Origin of the sequence: Bradyrhizobium iriomotense, assembly GCF_018130765.1 — a bacterium.
Lineage (GTDB): Bacteria > Pseudomonadota > Alphaproteobacteria > Rhizobiales > Xanthobacteraceae > Bradyrhizobium > Bradyrhizobium iriomotense_A.
Genome location: NZ_JAFCJZ010000011.1, coordinates 99,977 through 115,836 on the forward strand (window position 1 = coordinate 99,977; position 15,860 = coordinate 115,836).

13 protein-coding genes are annotated in these 15,860 nt (G+C 64.1%); 6 read left to right on the plus strand and 7 right to left on the minus strand.

Going from position 1 to position 15,860, the window contains the following annotated elements; translation table 11 throughout:
* Window positions 1–1,545 (plus strand): GMC family oxidoreductase, encoded by a 1,545-nt coding sequence (locus JQ635_RS19915; RefSeq protein WP_211411501.1) that lies wholly within the window; start codon window positions 1–3, stop codon window positions 1,543–1,545.
* A gap of 941 nt (window positions 1,546–2,486) precedes the next feature.
* Here JQ635_RS19915 and JQ635_RS19920 read toward each other — a convergent pair.
* From JQ635_RS19920 to JQ635_RS19935, 4 genes are all read right to left on the minus strand, one after another.
* The gene (locus JQ635_RS19920; protein WP_211411502.1) at window positions 2,487–3,299 is read right to left on the minus strand and encodes a substrate-binding domain-containing protein; all 813 of its coding nucleotides are present in this window, start codon (window positions 3,297–3,299) and stop codon (window positions 2,487–2,489) included.
* 20 nt (window positions 3,300–3,319) lie between these two features.
* On the minus strand, window positions 3,320–4,663 hold the full coding sequence (locus JQ635_RS19925; protein WP_211411503.1) for a hypothetical protein: 1,344 nt from the start codon (window positions 4,661–4,663) through the stop codon (window positions 3,320–3,322).
* A gap of 174 nt (window positions 4,664–4,837) precedes the next feature.
* Window positions 4,838–6,223, minus strand: coding sequence for a chromate efflux transporter (chrA, locus tag JQ635_RS19930; RefSeq protein WP_211411504.1), 1,386 nt, complete (start codon window positions 6,221–6,223; stop codon window positions 4,838–4,840).
* Window positions 6,223–7,041, minus strand: coding sequence for a chromate resistance protein ChrB domain-containing protein (locus JQ635_RS19935; protein ID WP_211411505.1), 819 nt, complete (start codon window positions 7,039–7,041; stop codon window positions 6,223–6,225). The genes chrA and JQ635_RS19935 overlap by 1 nt, the downstream gene beginning before the upstream one ends.
* A gap of 204 nt (window positions 7,042–7,245) precedes the next feature.
* On the opposite strand from JQ635_RS19935, the gene dmeF reads away from it, so the two are divergent.
* The 3 genes from dmeF to JQ635_RS19950 all read left to right on the plus strand — a co-directional run bounded on the left by dmeF (window position 7,246) and on the right by JQ635_RS19950 (window position 10,096).
* Entirely contained in the window at window positions 7,246–8,214 is a 969-nt protein-coding gene (dmeF, locus tag JQ635_RS19940) for a CDF family Co(II)/Ni(II) efflux transporter DmeF (protein ID WP_211411506.1), read from the plus strand.
* A 90-nt stretch (window positions 8,215–8,304) separates the two neighbouring features.
* Window positions 8,305–9,135, plus strand: coding sequence for an N-acyl homoserine lactonase family protein (locus tag JQ635_RS19945; RefSeq protein ID WP_211411507.1), 831 nt, complete (start codon window positions 8,305–8,307; stop codon window positions 9,133–9,135).
* 82 nt (window positions 9,136–9,217) lie between these two features.
* Window positions 9,218–10,096 carry a DMT family transporter gene (locus JQ635_RS19950; RefSeq protein ID WP_211411508.1) on the plus strand — a complete coding sequence of 293 codons (879 nt, stop codon included), beginning with the start codon at window positions 9,218–9,220 and terminating at the stop codon, window positions 10,094–10,096.
* Here JQ635_RS19950 and JQ635_RS19955 read toward each other — a convergent pair.
* Together JQ635_RS19955 and JQ635_RS19960 are read right to left on the minus strand one after the other, a co-directional pair.
* On the minus strand, window positions 10,093–10,284 hold the full coding sequence (locus JQ635_RS19955; protein WP_211411509.1) for a hypothetical protein: 192 nt from the start codon (window positions 10,282–10,284) through the stop codon (window positions 10,093–10,095). The genes JQ635_RS19950 and JQ635_RS19955 overlap by 4 nt on opposite strands.
* A gap of 31 nt (window positions 10,285–10,315) precedes the next feature.
* Window positions 10,316–11,473 (minus strand): MFS transporter, encoded by a 1,158-nt coding sequence (locus JQ635_RS19960; protein ID WP_211411510.1) that lies wholly within the window; start codon window positions 11,471–11,473, stop codon window positions 10,316–10,318.
* A gap of 178 nt (window positions 11,474–11,651) precedes the next feature.
* Here JQ635_RS19960 and JQ635_RS19965 point away from each other — a divergent pair, with 178 nt between their 5' ends.
* Window positions 11,652–12,911 (plus strand): adenylate/guanylate cyclase domain-containing protein, encoded by a 1,260-nt coding sequence (locus JQ635_RS19965; protein WP_211411511.1) that lies wholly within the window; start codon window positions 11,652–11,654, stop codon window positions 12,909–12,911.
* A gap of 167 nt (window positions 12,912–13,078) precedes the next feature.
* Here JQ635_RS19965 and JQ635_RS19970 read toward each other — a convergent pair whose 3' ends face one another.
* Window positions 13,079–14,323, minus strand: coding sequence for an MFS transporter (locus JQ635_RS19970; protein ID WP_211411512.1), 1,245 nt, complete (start codon window positions 14,321–14,323; stop codon window positions 13,079–13,081).
* Between the two features lie 170 nt (window positions 14,324–14,493).
* Between JQ635_RS19970 and JQ635_RS19975 the strand changes: the two genes are divergently transcribed.
* A complete protein-coding gene (locus JQ635_RS19975) occupies window positions 14,494–15,846 on the plus strand; it encodes an Nramp family divalent metal transporter (protein WP_211411513.1) in 1,353 nt (450 codons plus the stop codon).
* Window positions 15,847–15,860 lie beyond the last annotated feature (14 nt).

The window sequence follows — 15,860 nt, forward strand, 5'->3', positions numbered from 1 at the left end:
ATGTACGATGTCATTGTTGTCGGCGGCGGCTCAGCCGGCGCCGCTGTGGCCGCAAGGCTCTCCGAAGATCCCGCACGCCGCGTGCTGCTGTTAGAGGCCGGTCTCGACTGGCGCGCTGATGAAGCGCCTTGGGAGGTGAGAACGCCCAATCCGATTCCGATCATCCACAAGCGCGAGTACCAGGAGAAGTGGCAGTGGCCCGATCTTCTGACCCGTCGCGTGGCCGGGCAGGAGCCGCGCTTCTACTGGCGCGGCAAGGGGCTTGGTGGCTCATCGATGATGAACGGCCAGATCGCGATCCGCGGCGTTGCCGATGCCTTCGACGAATGGGCGGCCAATGGCTGCAACGGCTGGTCGGCGAAAGAGGTGATGCCGCTATTCTCGGTGATCGAGGACGATCTTGAATTCGGCGACACCGCAGGCCATGGCCGCGGTGGACCATTGCCGGTCTATCGCGCGCCACCCGAGACATGGGGGCCGATCGATCGCGGCTTGCGCGATGCGGCGCTGGCGAGCGGCTATCCCTGGTGCGCCGACCTCAACGGCCCGGACGGTGAGGGCGTTGCCTGCTATCCCATCAACAGCCGCAACTTGCGCCGCATCACCACCAATGAGGGTTATCTCGAGCCTGCGCGCGGCCGCGCCAATCTGGAAATCCGCGGGCATGCGCTGGTCGATCGCGTGCTGATCAGCGACGGACGGGCGACCGGCCTCCGCGTTCACATCGAGGGGCAGGGCACCCAGGAGATCAGCGCGCGTCAGATCGTGCTCTGCGCCGGCGCGATCCACAGCCCGGCGATCCTGCTGCGCTCGGGCATTGGACCTGCGGACGAGTTGAAGGCGATGGGGATCGCGGTCGAGCGCGACCTGCCGGTCGGCCGCCACTTCTTCGACCACCCGCTGTTTCGTGCCACCATCCAGCTCCGCGAGGACCTGCGGCCGACCGATCCGGACACTCGCCACACCAATTGCTGCGTGACCTATTCGTCGGGCCTTGCCAACGGCGGCAAGCGCGACATGATCCTGATCGCGTTCAACCATCGCGGCATCGGCGTGCCCGGCGCGATCGGCGCCGGGCTGTTCAACGCCTATTCGCGTGGAACGCTCAAGCTGGCCTCGACCGACCCTGAGATCGATCCTGTCGTCGAGGAGAACATGCTGGCCGATCCCCGCGACATGCTGCGGATGATGGATGCGGTGAAACGCCTTGCCGTGATCACCTCGCAGCCGGCGCTGTCAGGCATCGCCGACTGGATCCGCTTGACCGACACCGACTTGACGTTGCCGCAGGCAGCCAGCCTGCCGGATCACGAGCTCGATGCGCTGCTGCGGCGAGAGACCGGCGACATCCAGCATGCTGCCGGCAGCTGCCGCATGAGCGGCGCTGGCGACGCCGATGGCGTGGTCAATCCCGATGGCACGGTGAAGGGCATCGCGGGCCTGCGCGTCGCCGACGCTTCGATCATGCCGTCCGACTGCCGCGCCAACATGCATTTCACCACGGTAGTGATCGGCGAGGCGATTGCGCGGATGATGATGCGGTAGCCCTACGGCACCAACTCGCTCATCAGAGTGACGGCGATGGTGTGGCGCGCATGGCTAACTCAGCGTCATTGCGAGCGGAGCGAAGCAATCCAGAATCTTTCCGCGGAGACAGTCTGGACTGCTTCGCTCCGCTCGCAATGACGGAGCAAGCGGCGAGGCCATCGCTCTCCAGTTCACATTTCAAACAGCAGGCGCACAATCGCGTTCTCGCGGCGCGCTGGCACCCGCAAGTCCGTGCGCCACAGAAAATGCACACGGGGTGGACCACAGGTCTCGCCGGATCGCCCGGCCTTCCCTGCGCGACTGGTTTTAACGGTGTCCTTCGTGCTCTCCCCGGGGAGCGATGCACTATTGCCCCCGTCGCCTTGCGGATCACTGATGCGCGCACCCGGTCGGGCCGCCACATCACCGCAAGCCTTGACGCACAGACCCCGGGCGTCAGGACCACACGACTTCTCCGTCCGCGCACGTCTTCGCCGGGACTTTCGAGAGGTGGCGTGTGCTCGCTCCCGAAGTCATGCGAAGACGCTGTCAGCGTCGTGTCGTTGGCGCGATGGTCATTGCTCACAGCCGAAGCCGCCCTGCAATGCCGATCGTGCCCGACGCCGTCGCGTCCATCGCTGCCCAGCCCGCGGTTCGTGACGATCGCGATCCGCCCCTTGTCTCGGGCCAGGGTGTTTTGCTTGTACGACAAATCCGAATTTCGGTAAAGTGAAATATTTTCCGGTGGCGGGCTTGACAGTCGATGTGGCCATGGCGTCGCGCCTGTGTTGCCCGAGGGGGTTGTGGCGTGGGAGGCGCTACTTACTGTGGTTTCCACTTCATCACGACGGCCGTGGACCCTAGGCCGTCGAGCATCTCGTGTGGCTTCAGACGGCAATGTTCAACCGCCTGCTGGGCGATGCACGCCAAGTAGCGGCTCCATTGCGGGTAAGATTACCTTAGGAGGCAGGTTCTAGGCAGTGACGGGCGGCAAACTGGCTTGTACCCATCCTTCGATGTTGCAAAGCCTCGAGGCATAGAAAGTCTTGCTCAACATCAACTAGCATTCCGTCCGCAGCAAATTGCTCACGCAGGCTTGCCGCGAACCGAAGGGCCAAGTCTAAGGCTCGTGCATCGTGCGTTCGAACCAAGGTCGTCATTTGCGACCTGAGTGGATAGCCGATGTTATTTTTCTGAGGAAGTCCTCCGTCCAGTTTTAATGGACGTAGATCCGGATGGTGGGCGAAAGGACCGCGCAACCCAAATATCAATGCCCCCAGTTTTGCTGCGCCGAAGCTTGCCAATTCTTCGTATGATCGAGCGAGAACCAGCTGGCGTTCGAGCTTGATACCTTGCCTGACCAGATTGTAGTTCGCAGCCTCAAAGAAAATGGGGTCTCCGCGCATAGCGAGATCGATCGGCAAATCATTTCCCCCGATCTGATTCCAGTTGGAAATTTTGCCGGCGAATATCAGCCTCAAATCTTGGATCGTCAAAATCTCAAGCCCTGACCCTGGCGTCGCATGAATTGTCGTTCCTTCGAAGTAGGGGTGTACCGCAGCGTAACGCTCTGAATGAACCAAGTCGCCGTGGTGAATGATCACTTTGGCGGTCGCGTGCGAAAATGCACGTTGAAGTTCTTGCGATCCGAATGTGTAAACAAATTGCTCGGAAGGCGCGATATGGTGTCCGCCCGTTCCTCCGCCAATAAGCCCCTTGCTGGTCGCATTTGGCAGTTCGCTTTGGGTTCTGCGGCTTGATGCAAAATGCATGTCAGTCTCCAATCATTTTGTTACCAGTCCAATTTCAGCCAGGCGTTTATCTTGTCTGTGAGAGCGCTTCCGTTCAGGTTGGAATCCAGAGGTGTGCCCGCATACCACCCGCGCGCTGATCTAAATTCATCGAACACTTTGCGGTTTGCAAATTCCTGCACACTTCGTTGGACGCGGGGGACGCGCGTGAAGAGCTCGACTTGGTCATCCCAAACGACTGTGCGAACGTTTGCGTCGATCATAAAGGCGTAGAACAACGTGAGCTTGAATGGTGGTGTGCTCCATATGACATCACCGGGTCTCACAGAACTCTGTCTTAGAAGCAATAGAGTTTCGAAGTGCGATAAGGCTTTGCTCATCATTGCCGTTGCTTCGGCGCTGTTCTCGAAGTTGTTCTCGCGTTCATATCGAGTTTTCAAATCGTCAAGAAGCATATAGGCGCGAAAATCTAGATAGTCCTGAGCACCGTGCGATTGCCAGAAGTCCAATATTGCCTGCTGATTTGGCCCCGAGAGAGCTTGCTCAAGCTTGGTTAGCTCTGCTTTGATGTCATATTGAATGGGCAGGCCGCCAGAGGTGAGCATGTCGTTTATGGAGTCGTATAGTTTGACGAGTTCCATCTCGGCCTCAAGAACTCCCTTTCTACATTTCTTGACTGCCTCGATGAGTGTTTTGAGCTTTTCCAAACTCGCTTGCAGCTGTACCCGATAGTTCGGATCGGATGGAGGAGCGGACGGCCAATAGCCTTCTGCTGCGATCGTCGCCAGGAAGGTTAAGCCATCATGACGGGGGGGATGTGCGCGCATTCGGCATGTGTTCGAGACGACTTGGTCAAGATCGACCTTTTCGAGAAAGCTGTGCTGAAAGGAACGGAATATGTCTGGTCTTCCCGCTTGAATGAGGAGACGTGACGATCGGGCAAGTAATACGGGAACTTCTCTGCGATTCGGAAAAGTAGAGAACGCCGACGCTAGAGCGGTGGTGTTCGGCAGTGAAATTCGATCAAGCGCACCTTGGCCAATGGCCTCTTGCAAGCGTCTTACATAGAGCAGACGGCCAAATATATCGCTTCGCATCTCGTAGCTCCCTGCGACGAGGGCTATCCAGACCAACAGTGTGGCGGCCAACCAGTATCCAATTTTGTCGACGACAGATCCGATGTATGAGCTGAAAACGTCTAGCAAGTTCGTTGGCAGAAGCTTGTAGGCGCCGGCCAGGATCGCCAAAACAGCCGCTGCGATACTCGCCGTTCCGCCCACGAGCTTGTCTGGCTGAAAGTAGACGACATAGGTGTAAGCAAAACAGCCAACAAAGAGAATCTGAGACGCGAGAACGAAAAAAAGCGAACCAGGAAGGACGTTCATGGATAAGCTTCTTAAGTAAAAATGTCAGATTATCATTAGGCGTCAAGATTGCAATGCTAAAGAGCCATTCCTGAAAGTTGAGGTCAGTGCCGCTGATGTGGGCATGAGTTGCCGAGTTTCCAGGGCCCCCAACTTTGGTAAGTGTAATAGAAACCCTCTTCTTTGGGGGAGAACTCAGATCACCCCCACCAGCCGCAGCCCCACGCCCGCAGCGCAGCTGCCCGCCAGCACCGTCAGCATCCCCAGCTTGAACCGGAAGATCGCGGTTGCGGCCGCGATCGCCAGCACGAGCGCGGGGATGTCGACGCTGGTCAGGACCGGCCGGTCGAACGCGAACGGGAAGGCATGCACCGGTACGGTCTCGCGGAAGAGCGTGTGCAGCGCGAACCAGATCGAGAGGTTGAGGATGACGCCGACGACCGCGGCGGTGATCGCGCTGAGCGCGCCGGCAAGGCCCGTGTTGCCGCGCAGGCGCTCGATATAGGGCGCGCCGACGAAGATCCAGAGGAAGCAGGGCGTGAAGGTGACCCAGGTCGCGAGCAGGCCGCCGAAGGTGGCCGCGACCATCGGCGACAGACCACCCGGGTCGCGATAGGCCGCCATGAAGCCCACGAACTGCAGCACCATGATCAACGGGCCCGGCGTGGTCTCGGCCATGCCGAGGCCGTCGAGCATCTCGTGCGGCTTCAGCCAGTGATAATGCTCGACCGCCTGTTGGGCGACATAGGCCAGCACCGCATAGGCGCCGCCGAAGGTGACGAGCGCCATCTTCGAGAGGAACAGCGCGATCTGGCTGAAGACGTTGGCCTCACCGAACGCTGCGAGCAGTGCGATCACCGGCACCAGCCAGAGCGCGAGCCACAGCGCGCCGACGCGGATCGCGCGGCCGGTGTCTGGTTTGACGTGATCGGGCACGGCGTCGCCGAGCATGCTGTCGATCACGGCGCTGCTGCCGCTAGGGCCGTGACCGGCCGGAGCAAATTCCGGACGACCTTGCCTCGCGCCGATATATCCGATCACGCCGGCGGCAATGATGATGATCGGGAAGGGAACGGCGAAGAAGAAGATCGCGACGAAGGCGATGGCAGCGAGCGCGATCATGATGCGGTTCTTCAGCGCGCGCTTGCCGACGCGGAATACGGCTTCGACCACAATGGCGAGCACGGCGGCCTTGAGGCCGAAGAACAGCGCCTCGACGAAGCTCACATTGCCGAAAGCAGCGTAGATGTAGCTGAGGGCCATGATCGCGATGATGCCGGGCAGGATGAACAGCCCGCCCGCCATGAGCCCGCCGGCGGTCCGATGCATCAGCCAGCCGACATAGGTCGCAAGCTGCTGCGCCTCCGGTCCCGGCAACAGCATGCAATAGTTCAGCGCATGCAGGAAACGGCCCTCGGAGATCCACTTCTTCTCCTCGACCAGGATGCGATGCATCACCGCGATCTGGCCCGCGGGCCCGCCGAAGCTGAGGCAGGCGACGCGCAGCCAGACGCGGAAGGCCTCGTTGAAGCTGATGCCGTGACCGGCATCAGCTCCTGTTTGAACGCTACGGGTGTCCATTACGCCTTCACTTTGTTGGTCGGCCAGTTGTGGGTCTCGGTGGTGGCGTCCCGGCACCAGCGGTAGAACGCGTCGTAGAGCGTCATGCCGGCCTCGAGCTGCTCGAGATCGTCATCGTACATCCGCGACAGCCCGAGCGAGGCCGCGAGCAGGCCGGGCGCCTCCGGCGCAAGGTCTGGCCGCGCGGTGTCGGCGCCGCGCACCAGCGTCGCGAGGTGGAGCAGGGCCGGCGTCGCGATGCCGAACTCCTCGACCATGACGTCGAAGGTGCAGAGCTCGCCGCGGTGACTCCAGAACACGTTCTCGATGTCGAAGGGGGCTGCGCCAAAGCGCTCGCCGACCGCGACCACCTCGGACGGTGCCACATAGAGGAACACCGCGCTGGGATCGACGAAGCGGCGGATCAGCCATGGGCAGGCGATGCGATCGACCTTCGGCCGCGCCCGCGTGACCCAGACGGTGCGCCCCCTGGCATCGCGCGGTGGCAGCTTGCGGGTATCGAGCAGCGGCAACTTGGCCGCCTTCCAGCCCTCGAAGCCGCCCTCCAGCGTCTCGGCCTCTACGCCGAGCTGGCGGAGCCAGGCCGCCGTGCCCTGCGCGAGCTTCTCGCCGCGGAAGCACGAGACGACGGCCCGGCGGCCGGCAAATTCGCCGCCCCATTCCGCAACGGTCTCGTGGCTGCGCCTGATGGAGCCTGGGATCAGCCGCCGGTCGGCGGCAAAATCCTCCTCGGTTCGCACGTCGATAAGGACAGGGGCATTGGCCGTGCCGATCAGGCGCGCCAATTTGTCAGATGATATAGTCGTGAATGTAGACATGTTGATGCGTCCTCGCAAAAACCGAACGGGACGCGATACTTGGGCATGTCGCCTCGTGGGGAGATCGCTCAAATCCCCATGCCTCAATTACAACGAAACCGGGGCGGCCTGTCAATCGCCGGTTTCGTCGGTATTTGACGTTAGAAAGATATGCTTCCGGGGCCTATATTGGCCCTCGGATTCTGTTTTCCGGAGATTTGGCCGATGCACTCCCATTCCATCGAGCAGTGGACCCATGACCACGCCTTCCTGGGTGAGAAGCACGACGAGAACGAGCGGCGCACCTGGCTCGTCGTTGTGCTGACGCTGGTCATGATGGTCGGCGAGATCGTGGCGGGCTCGCTGTTCGGCTCGATGGCACTTCTGGCCGACGGCTGGCACATGGGAACGCATGCGGCCGCGCTCGGCATAGCCGCCTTCGCCTACCGCTTCGCGCGCCGGCACCTGGGCAATGCGCATTTCACCTTCGGCACCGGCAAGTTCGGCGATCTCGCCGCCTTTTCCAGCGCGATCATCCTGGGATTGATCGCGGTCGAGATCGCCTATGAAAGCGTGCTGCGGCTGATCACACCGGTGCCGATCGTCTACGGTGAGGCGATCGCGGTGGCCGCGCTGGGGCTGTGCGTGAACCTCGCCAGCGCGTGGCTGCTGCGCGACAGCCACGACCATCACGGCCATGGTCATGGCCACAGCCATGCGCATCATGATCACGATGATCACGACCATGACCATGGTCACCATCACCATCATCACGACAACAACCTTCGCGCGGCCTACGTCCACGTCATGGCGGATGCAGCGACCTCGGTGCTGGCGATCGGCGCCCTTGTGGTTGCGATGTATTCGGGCTGGGTCTGGGCCGACCCGGCCGTGGGCCTGATCGGCAGCGTCGTGATCGCAAGCTGGGCGTTCGGCCTGATCAAGTCGTCAGGCGCGGTGCTGCTCGACGTGCGCGCCGACGAGAAGCTGGAGCGGGTGATCCGGGCGCGCATGGAGGTCGGCGAGGACCGCGTCACCGATCTGCATCTCTGGCAGGTCGGCCCCGGCCATTGCGCCGTGCTGGTGTCGGTGGTGTCGGACAAGCCGAAGCAGCCGGCGGTCTACAAGAAGCGGCTCGCCGGGCTGAAGGGCCTCAGCCACGTCACGGTCGAGGTCGAGACCTGCCCGCACTGACGTGATCGGCGGGAGCGGAATTCTGCGGCGCGGCCGGGGTTGATCCCACGGTCGCAACTTCCCAAAAACGCTTGCCAAGGAGGACCAGGGATGACGTCCATGATCAAGCTTGCTTTTGCCGCCGCCGCTCTCGCCTTGTTCAGTCATGCAGCGATGGCGCAGTCGGAGAAGACCGGCGTCGAGAGGCTCTACGTCCTCAATTGCGGCGAGGGCACTGCCGGCGACATCTCGCGCTGGACGCCCGGCCTGAACGAGGGCAAGACGATGGACTTCGTCGACAGCTGCTACCTCGTCAAGCACGCCAGGGGCTGGTTTTTGTGGGACACCGGCATCGCTGATGCCGTTGCGGCCATGCCCAACGGCCTGGTGCCCGCTGATCCCAAGGCGGTGACCTGGCGCCGGCCGAAGACGCTGGCCGCTCAGCTCGAACAGCTCGGCGTCAAGCCCGACGATATCAAGGCCATGGCCGTCTCGCATACGCATCCGGACCATTCCGGCAATGTCGAGCTGTTCCCGCAGGCCACGCTCTACGTGCAGAAGGCCGAATATGACTGGCCCGGCACCAACAACGAGCCGCGCTTCAAGCCCTCGCATCCGGTCGAGCAGCTTACGGGCGACAAGGACGTGTTCGGCGATAGCAGCGTGACCATCCTGTCGACGCCCGGTCACACGCCGGGGCACCAGTCGCTGCTGGTGAAATTGCCGACGACCGGCGCGGTGATCCTCTCCGGCGACGCCGTGCACTTCAAGGACAATTGGGACAACCGCCGCGTTCCCAGCATGAACGTCAACAAGGACCAGACCACGGCTTCGATGCAGAAGATTGCCGACACCCTCACCAAGGAGAAGGCGCAGCTCTGGATCAACCACGACAAGGCCCAGCGCGACGGCCAGAAGATGGCGCCGGAGTTTTACGATTAGCCCTCGTTAAGCCCCTGTTGCCACACCGGTGGCAGCAGGGCTGTGCTAGCCGCCCGCAATAGCTCCGGGACAGGAGACGGTCGTGGGCGAGTGGCTTGGCGTTGCGATCGCGCTTGTCTCGAGCAGCATCGGCGGCACGGCGGCGGCGATCACCCGCTATCTCGTTGGCGGCGCCGATCCGGTCCTGCTGGCAATCCTGCGCTGGGGGATCGGTTTCCTCTGTCTCCTGCCATGCGCGCTGCTGCTCGGTGTGCGCTGGCCGCAGCGCTCCGACTGGCCGGCCGTGGCGCTGCTCGGCATCTGCTTCTTCGGCCTGTTCTTCATCCTCTATAATATCGCGGTGTCCTACACGACCGCGGCGCGCGCCAGCCTCGCGCTGGCGACGTTGCCGCTGCACACCATGGTGGTCGGTGCGATCCTCGGCGTGGAGCGGCTGACCACGCGCAAGATCATGGGTGTGGGCATCGCCGTGTTCGGCGTCGCGGCGGCGCTCGCCGCGGGGCTGGCGCAAAGCCCGCCGGGAGCCTGGCGCGGCGAACTGATCATGACCGCGGCCGTGTTCTGCATGGCGTTCTACAACGTGCTGTCGCGCCCGCTGATGCAGCGTTCGAGCGCGCTCGGCTTCCTCACGGTCGGCATGGGCGCGGGCGCCGTGGTGTTGGTGCTGGCGGGTTTCGTGAAGGGCAGCTTTGCGGCGCTCGATCACTTCACCGAGGCGCAGTGGATTGCCGGCATCTATCTCGGTGCCGGCGGCGGTGCGCTCGCCTTCATCCTCTGGGTCATGGCCTTGGGGCGGGCGACGCCGACCCGCGTCGCCAACACCATGACGGTCAATCCGATTGCCGCGACGCTGCTGGCAGCGCTGCTGATCGGCGAGCCGATCACGGCGAACCTTCTGATCGGGCTCGTCGCGGTCTTCGCCGGCATCTGGATTGCGACCAGCGAGACGAAGCCGGCCTAGCTTTTCGGCGCCGTGGCCGCGGGCGGGTTCGTCTCCGGCGTCTTCTTCGGCTTCAGCGAGCCGGCATAGAACGAGACCAGCCACACCAGCAGGAGGGCGAGGAGATAGACGCCGCAGGCCTGCGGCGGTGTGGTCGCCCAGCGCAAAAGGCCTTTGAATGTGCGGGGCGGGCTGTTGTCCTCGGTCATGGCCCGCTTGTGCGCGAAAGCGGCGGTGCGGTCAATCCGGCCGCCGCTCGGCGCGGATCAGGAACAGCGCCGCCAGCGCCGAGAGGCTGAGCGCGGATGAGACGATCAGCACCCTGGCGCCCATGACGTCGATCAGCAGGCCGAAGACCAGCGGCGCCACGGCCTGCGCCATCCGCGCCGGCGCGCCGATGATGCCGAGGCGATAGCCGAAATCCTTGGGGCCGAAGATCGACAGCGGCAGCGTGCCGCGTGCAATCGTCAGGATGCCGTTGCCCGAGCCGTGGAACAGCGCAAACGCGCTCGCGGCGGCCCCTCCAAAGATGGCGACGACGGCAGCGCCGATCGGGTGGGTGAGAGAGGCTAGCCGCGTCGACCACAAGGGATGAAAGCGGCTCAGAACGCTGGCTTCGAGGATGCGCGCCGCCACTTGCGCCGGGCCGATCAGCGCGCCGGCTGCGATCGCCTCGACATGCGTCGCGCCCGTGGCCTCGACGATGCGCGGGAAATGCACGGCCATCGCACCGGTGACGGTCCAGACCGCGGCGAAGACGAAGGCGAGCAGGATCATGGTTCGGTCGAGCGGCAGATGCGGCTTCTCGGCGCTCGCCGCCGCCTGCCTCGCGCCCTTGATCGCGGGCAGCATGAAGAAGTTGAGCGGCAGGCCGATCAGGATGTTGGCGGCGGCCCAGGCAAAGCAGGTCTCGCGCCAGCCGATATGGGCAAGGCCCCAGGCGGTGAGCGGCCAGCCGACGGTGGAGGCAAAGCCCGCCATCAGCGTGATGCCGGTGATCGGCCGGCGCGCCTCGGTGCCGTAGATGCGCCCCAGAGCGGCGAAGGCGGCATCGTAGAGTCCCATTGCCATGCCGATGCCGAGCACGAGCCAGGCGATCGCCATCACCGTGATCGATTGCGAGAACCCAAGGAGCACGAGGCCGGCGGCGATGGTCAGGTTGGAGACCGACAGCACCTGCCGTCCGCCGACGAGATCGATCTGCCGCCCGATGCGCGGGCCAAGCATCGCAGAGATCACGAGCGAGGCCGAGAACGCGCCAAAAATCCAGTTGGAGGAGACGCCGAGGTCGTGCGCCATGGGGTCGGCGAGCAGGGCCGGCAAATAGTAGCTGGAGGCCCAGGCCAGGGTCTGCGTGGTGCCGAGCGCCAGGATGATCGGAAGCTGGCGCTGGCTCATCCGCACGTGCTTTCGATTCTGGCCGACAACGTCATCATCGCAAGCATTTGCCGCCCGCGTAGCGAGTGCGTCAACCGCGGCTGCGGCATATTCGACCTGCGCGGGACGGGGAACCTTGCGCTCGGCCCGCGCGAGGCTTGCGCCTTTCGCTCGTCACGAATGCACGGCATAATGGCGTATGCAATTGACCTCGCGCCTTGCGCTGATGAACTGGCTGACCGGCCAGGGGCTCACGGGCCTGCCCGAAAACGAACTGCTCCGCGGGTTCTGCGAGCGCTGCCGCGCCGAGGGCCTGGAACTCTCGCGCGCCCTCGTCGTCATCGACACGCTGCATCCGATCTATGAGGGCCGCGGCTTCCGCTGGAGTGACCGGCAGAGCAACGAGAGCGACATGTTCGAATACGGCTCGACCGCCGAGGGCGATGCCGCCAAGAGCTGGCGCCGCTCGGTATTCTTCCACATGCTCGAGCACGGCCACGACGAGATGGTGATCGATCTTGCAGATGCGCCGTCGCTGGATTTCTCGCAGATCGGCGAACTCGCTGAGAAGGGCCACAAGCACTATCTCGCTTTCGTGCATCGCTTCGGCGAGAACGGCGCGCTCGGCCTGATGGATTGCCTGTATTCCTGCTGGACCACACGCCGCCCCGAAGGCTTTGGCGAAGACGGGTTGGAGGCGCTGCGCGATCTGGTGCCGGTGCTGGGACTTGCGATCAAATCGGCGCAGCAGGTCGATATCGCGCGCACGCTCGGCCGGGTCTATCTCGGCCGCGACGCCTCCGAGCAGGTGCTGCGCGGCCGCATCTCGCGCGGCGTCACCGAGCGCATCAATGCCGTGCTCTGGTACTCGGATTTGCGCGGCTCGACCGGGATCAGCGAGAGCATTGGCCCGGACGAGATCATCCCGTTCCTCAATGACTATGCGCAGGCGGTGATCGACGCCATCCACGACGCCGGCGGCGACGTCCTGAAGCTGATCGGCGACGGGGTGCTCGCGATGTTCACCGGCGAGGATATGGCAGCCGCGCGCCGCGCCGCGCTGCGCGCCGAGCACCTGTTCCGACAGAACGTTTCGGCGCTGAACGCGCGCCGGGCGGCCGACGGCCGTCCCACCACGTCCGCCTATATCGGCCTGCATGTCGGCGAGGTCTTTTACGGCAATATCGGCAGCGAGGACCGGCTCGATTTCACGGTGGTCGGCCCGACGGTGAACGAGGTCAGTCGCATCGCCTCGATGAGCCGCTCGGTCGATCGCGAACTCTTGGCATCAGCGGAGTTCTACAAGGGACTGGATGCCGCCGGCCGCCGTTATCTCGTCTCCACCGGCCGCTACGCGCTGCGTGGCATCGGCCGCGCGCAGGACCTCTACACGCTCGATCCCGAGGTCGATGCGAGCGAGCCGGTGACGGGGAGCTATGAGCGGTATCTGGCGAGTTGAGCCGACTGCCTCTCCAACGTCGTCCTGGCGAAAGCCAGGACCCATAACCACCGGCCTTAGTTTTGCGAAGGCTCGGAGTTGCTGGTTCGCCCCGAACTCCTCCCTGAGGTAATGGGTCCTGGCTTTCGCCAGGACGACGGAGAATGCTTGCCTCAATCGCGACGCAGCTAACACCCCACCGCCACCTCATCTCCCACCATGTCCGGCTGCCGGTCGAGTGCCGCAGCCGGCGACAGCAGGATCACCAGCGCCTGCGCGGCGAATACCGCCGCCGCAAGATAGAGGCACGCTTCGGCGCTCCAGAAGCCGCCGACGATCGCGCCCAGTGCCGAGCCGAGCGGACGGGCGCCGTAGCTCATGATGTTGATGGCGGAGACGCGGCCGAGCAGGCGCGGCGGCGTCACCGACTGGCGCAACGTCGTGGTCGAGATCACCCACAGGATCGGGCCGACGCCGAGCAGGAAGAAGCTCAAGCCCGCAAGCCAGGGCGAGGGGACCAGCACCGTCAGCGCCATCACCACCGAGGCGATGAAGCCCGTGACCGGGCCGAGGCCGACAACCGTGCCGAAGGCGATGCGCTTCATCACGCGCGTCGCGAAGAGCGCGCCAATCACCATGCCGACGCCGTACATCGTCAGCACCGTGCCGACACCGGTGGCGGTCAGGCCGAGATGGCGCACCGCATAGGGCACGAACACCGCGATCTGCAGGAACCAACCGGTGTTGAAGATGAACTGGGTGATGAACACCGGCCGCAGCAGCGGATGGTGGAACACGAAGGCCGCGCCTTCGCGGATCTCCTGGAACGGATGGCGCCGTGGCATCGGCGCGCGAGCGGGCTCGTAGATGCCGGAGAGCAGCACCACGGCGATGGCCGAAAGCGCCGCGGCAAAGCCGAAGGCGAGGCTCGCCCCCCACCAGCCGACCAGTGCGCCGCCGAGCGCTGGCCCGCTTGCAAAGGCAACGGTGCGCGCAAGCTCGATGCGGGCATTTGCAGCTGGCAGTTGGTCCGCGCTGACCAGCGAGGGCACCAGCGCCGGCGCGGCGACACTGTAGACGACGGTGCCGCACACCGCCGCGAAGCCGAGCAACGCCAGCAGCGGCAGATTGAGCGCACCGAGCACGAGCAGCAGCACGATGGATGCGAGCGCTGCCGCCCGCAGCGCCTCGGCGCCCGCCATCAGCGCGCGGCGGGAGATGCGGTCGGCGAGCAGGCCGGCCGGAATGGCGAACAGCACGAAGGGCAGGGTCAGCGCGGTCTGCAGCACGCCGGTCTGGCCCTCGGCGACCCCGAGCGTCAGCACGGCGACGATGGGAGCGGCGGCCAGCGCGATCTGCTCGGCGGACTGCGCCGCGAGATTGGACCAGGCGAGGCGGCTGAAGGTGTCAGGGAGGTGCGGCGAATTTGACATGGCTCATTTCCTGCAAAGTCGGTTTGGCGCCAGTATTCGCGCCCGACGGCGGCCAAACCACCCGCTTTCCGACAGGGCGGGGCAGAACGCGGCCCGCGCCGGGGAACTGATGCGGCTAGATGCAGTTGCAAATGAGTTGCAATAAGCCTCGACTTCGGTATTCTGACCGCATGGATGCCCGCTCGCCCGATCTAACCCCCGATGCCGCCGGCTGGCGCACTGACGCGCCAACCACCAAAAGCCTCGCCGAGGTGAATGCCACGGTCGCCATTCCGGTCGCGGCCCAGTGGTGGCGGCGGCTGCTCGCCTTCGTCGGTCCGGGCTACCTCGTCTCGGTCGGCTACATGGACCCCGGCAATTGGGCGACCGACCTCGCCGGCGGCTCGAAGTTCGGCTACACGCTGCTCTCCGTCATCCTGCTCTCGAACCTGATGGCGATCCTGCTGCAGTCGCTGGCGGCGCGGCTCGGCATCGTCACCGACCGCGACCTCGCGCAGGCCTGCCGCGCGACCTATTCGCCGGCGGTCAATTTCATGCTGTGGCTCGCCTGCGAGGCGGCGATCATCGCCTGCGATCTCGCCGAGGTGATCGGCACCGCGATCGCGCTGAAACTGCTGTTCGGCATTCCCCTGATCGGCGGTGCATTGCTCGCAGCGCTCGATGCGTTCCTGCTTCTCATCCTGATGAACCGCGGCTTTCGATTCCTGGAGGCCTTCGTCATCGCGCTGCTGGCGGTGATCGCGGCATGCTTCGTGGTCCAGATCGCGGCGGCAGCTCCGCCGGTCGCGGAGGTCCTGCACGGCTTCGTGCCGAAGAGCGAGATCTTCACCAATCCGGAGATGCTCTACATCGCGATCGGCATCATCGGTGCCACCGTGATGCCGCATAACCTCTACCTGCACTCCTCGATCGTGCAGACGCGTGCCTATGAGCGCAACGACGAGGGCCGCCGCGAGGCGATCAAATGGGCGACGACGGACTCCACCATCGCCCTGATGCTGGCGCTGTTCATCAACGCCGCGATCCTCGTCGTGGCTGCCGCGACCTTCCACAAGAGCGGCCATTCCGACGTCGCCGAGATCGGCCAGGCCTTCGAGCTGCTGTCGCCGCTGCTCGGCCTCGGCATTGCCTCGACGCTGTTTGCCATTGCGCTGCTTGCCTCGGGCCTCAACTCGACGGTGACGGCAACGCTCGCCGGTCAGATCGTGATGGAGGGCTTTCTCGACCTGCGCCTGCCGAGCTGGGCGCGCCGCCTCTTGACGCGCGGCATCGCCATCATTCCGGTGATCATCGTCACCGCGATCTATGGCGAGCGCGGCACGGCGGATTTGCTGGTGTTCAGCCAGGTCGTGCTGTCGATGCAGCTGCCCTTCGCTGTCATTCCGCTGGTCCGCTTCGTCTCCGACCGCCGCAAGATGGGGCAGTTCGCGATCCCGGTGTCCGTTGCCGCGATCGCCTGGATCGTCGCGGGCGTGATCGTGATTTTGAATGTGAAGCTGCTGGCGGATACGTTTTTCGGGTGATGTTACCACCACGC

Coding starts and splice junctions, on each gene's coding strand:
- JQ635_RS19915 (WP_211411501.1), top strand. CDS start 1: ATGTACGATGTCATTGTTGTCGGCGGCGGCTCAGCCGGCGCCGCTGTG.
- JQ635_RS19920 (WP_211411502.1), bottom strand. CDS start 3,299: ATGCATTTTGCATCAAGCCGCAGAACCCAAAGCGAACTGCCAAATGCG.
- JQ635_RS19925 (WP_211411503.1), bottom strand. CDS start 4,663: ATGAACGTCCTTCCTGGTTCGCTTTTTTTCGTTCTCGCGTCTCAGATT.
- chrA (WP_211411504.1), bottom strand. CDS start 6,223: ATGGACACCCGTAGCGTTCAAACAGGAGCTGATGCCGGTCACGGCATC.
- JQ635_RS19935 (WP_211411505.1), bottom strand. CDS start 7,041: ATGTCTACATTCACGACTATATCATCTGACAAATTGGCGCGCCTGATC.
- dmeF (WP_211411506.1), top strand. CDS start 7,246: ATGCACTCCCATTCCATCGAGCAGTGGACCCATGACCACGCCTTCCTG.
- JQ635_RS19945 (WP_211411507.1), top strand. CDS start 8,305: ATGACGTCCATGATCAAGCTTGCTTTTGCCGCCGCCGCTCTCGCCTTG.
- JQ635_RS19955 (WP_211411509.1), bottom strand. CDS start 10,284: ATGACCGAGGACAACAGCCCGCCCCGCACATTCAAAGGCCTTTTGCGC.
- JQ635_RS19960 (WP_211411510.1), bottom strand. CDS start 11,473: ATGAGCCAGCGCCAGCTTCCGATCATCCTGGCGCTCGGCACCACGCAG.
- JQ635_RS19965 (WP_211411511.1), top strand. CDS start 11,652: ATGCAATTGACCTCGCGCCTTGCGCTGATGAACTGGCTGACCGGCCAG.
- JQ635_RS19970 (WP_211411512.1), bottom strand. CDS start 14,323: ATGTCAAATTCGCCGCACCTCCCTGACACCTTCAGCCGCCTCGCCTGG.
- JQ635_RS19975 (WP_211411513.1), top strand. CDS start 14,494: ATGGATGCCCGCTCGCCCGATCTAACCCCCGATGCCGCCGGCTGGCGC.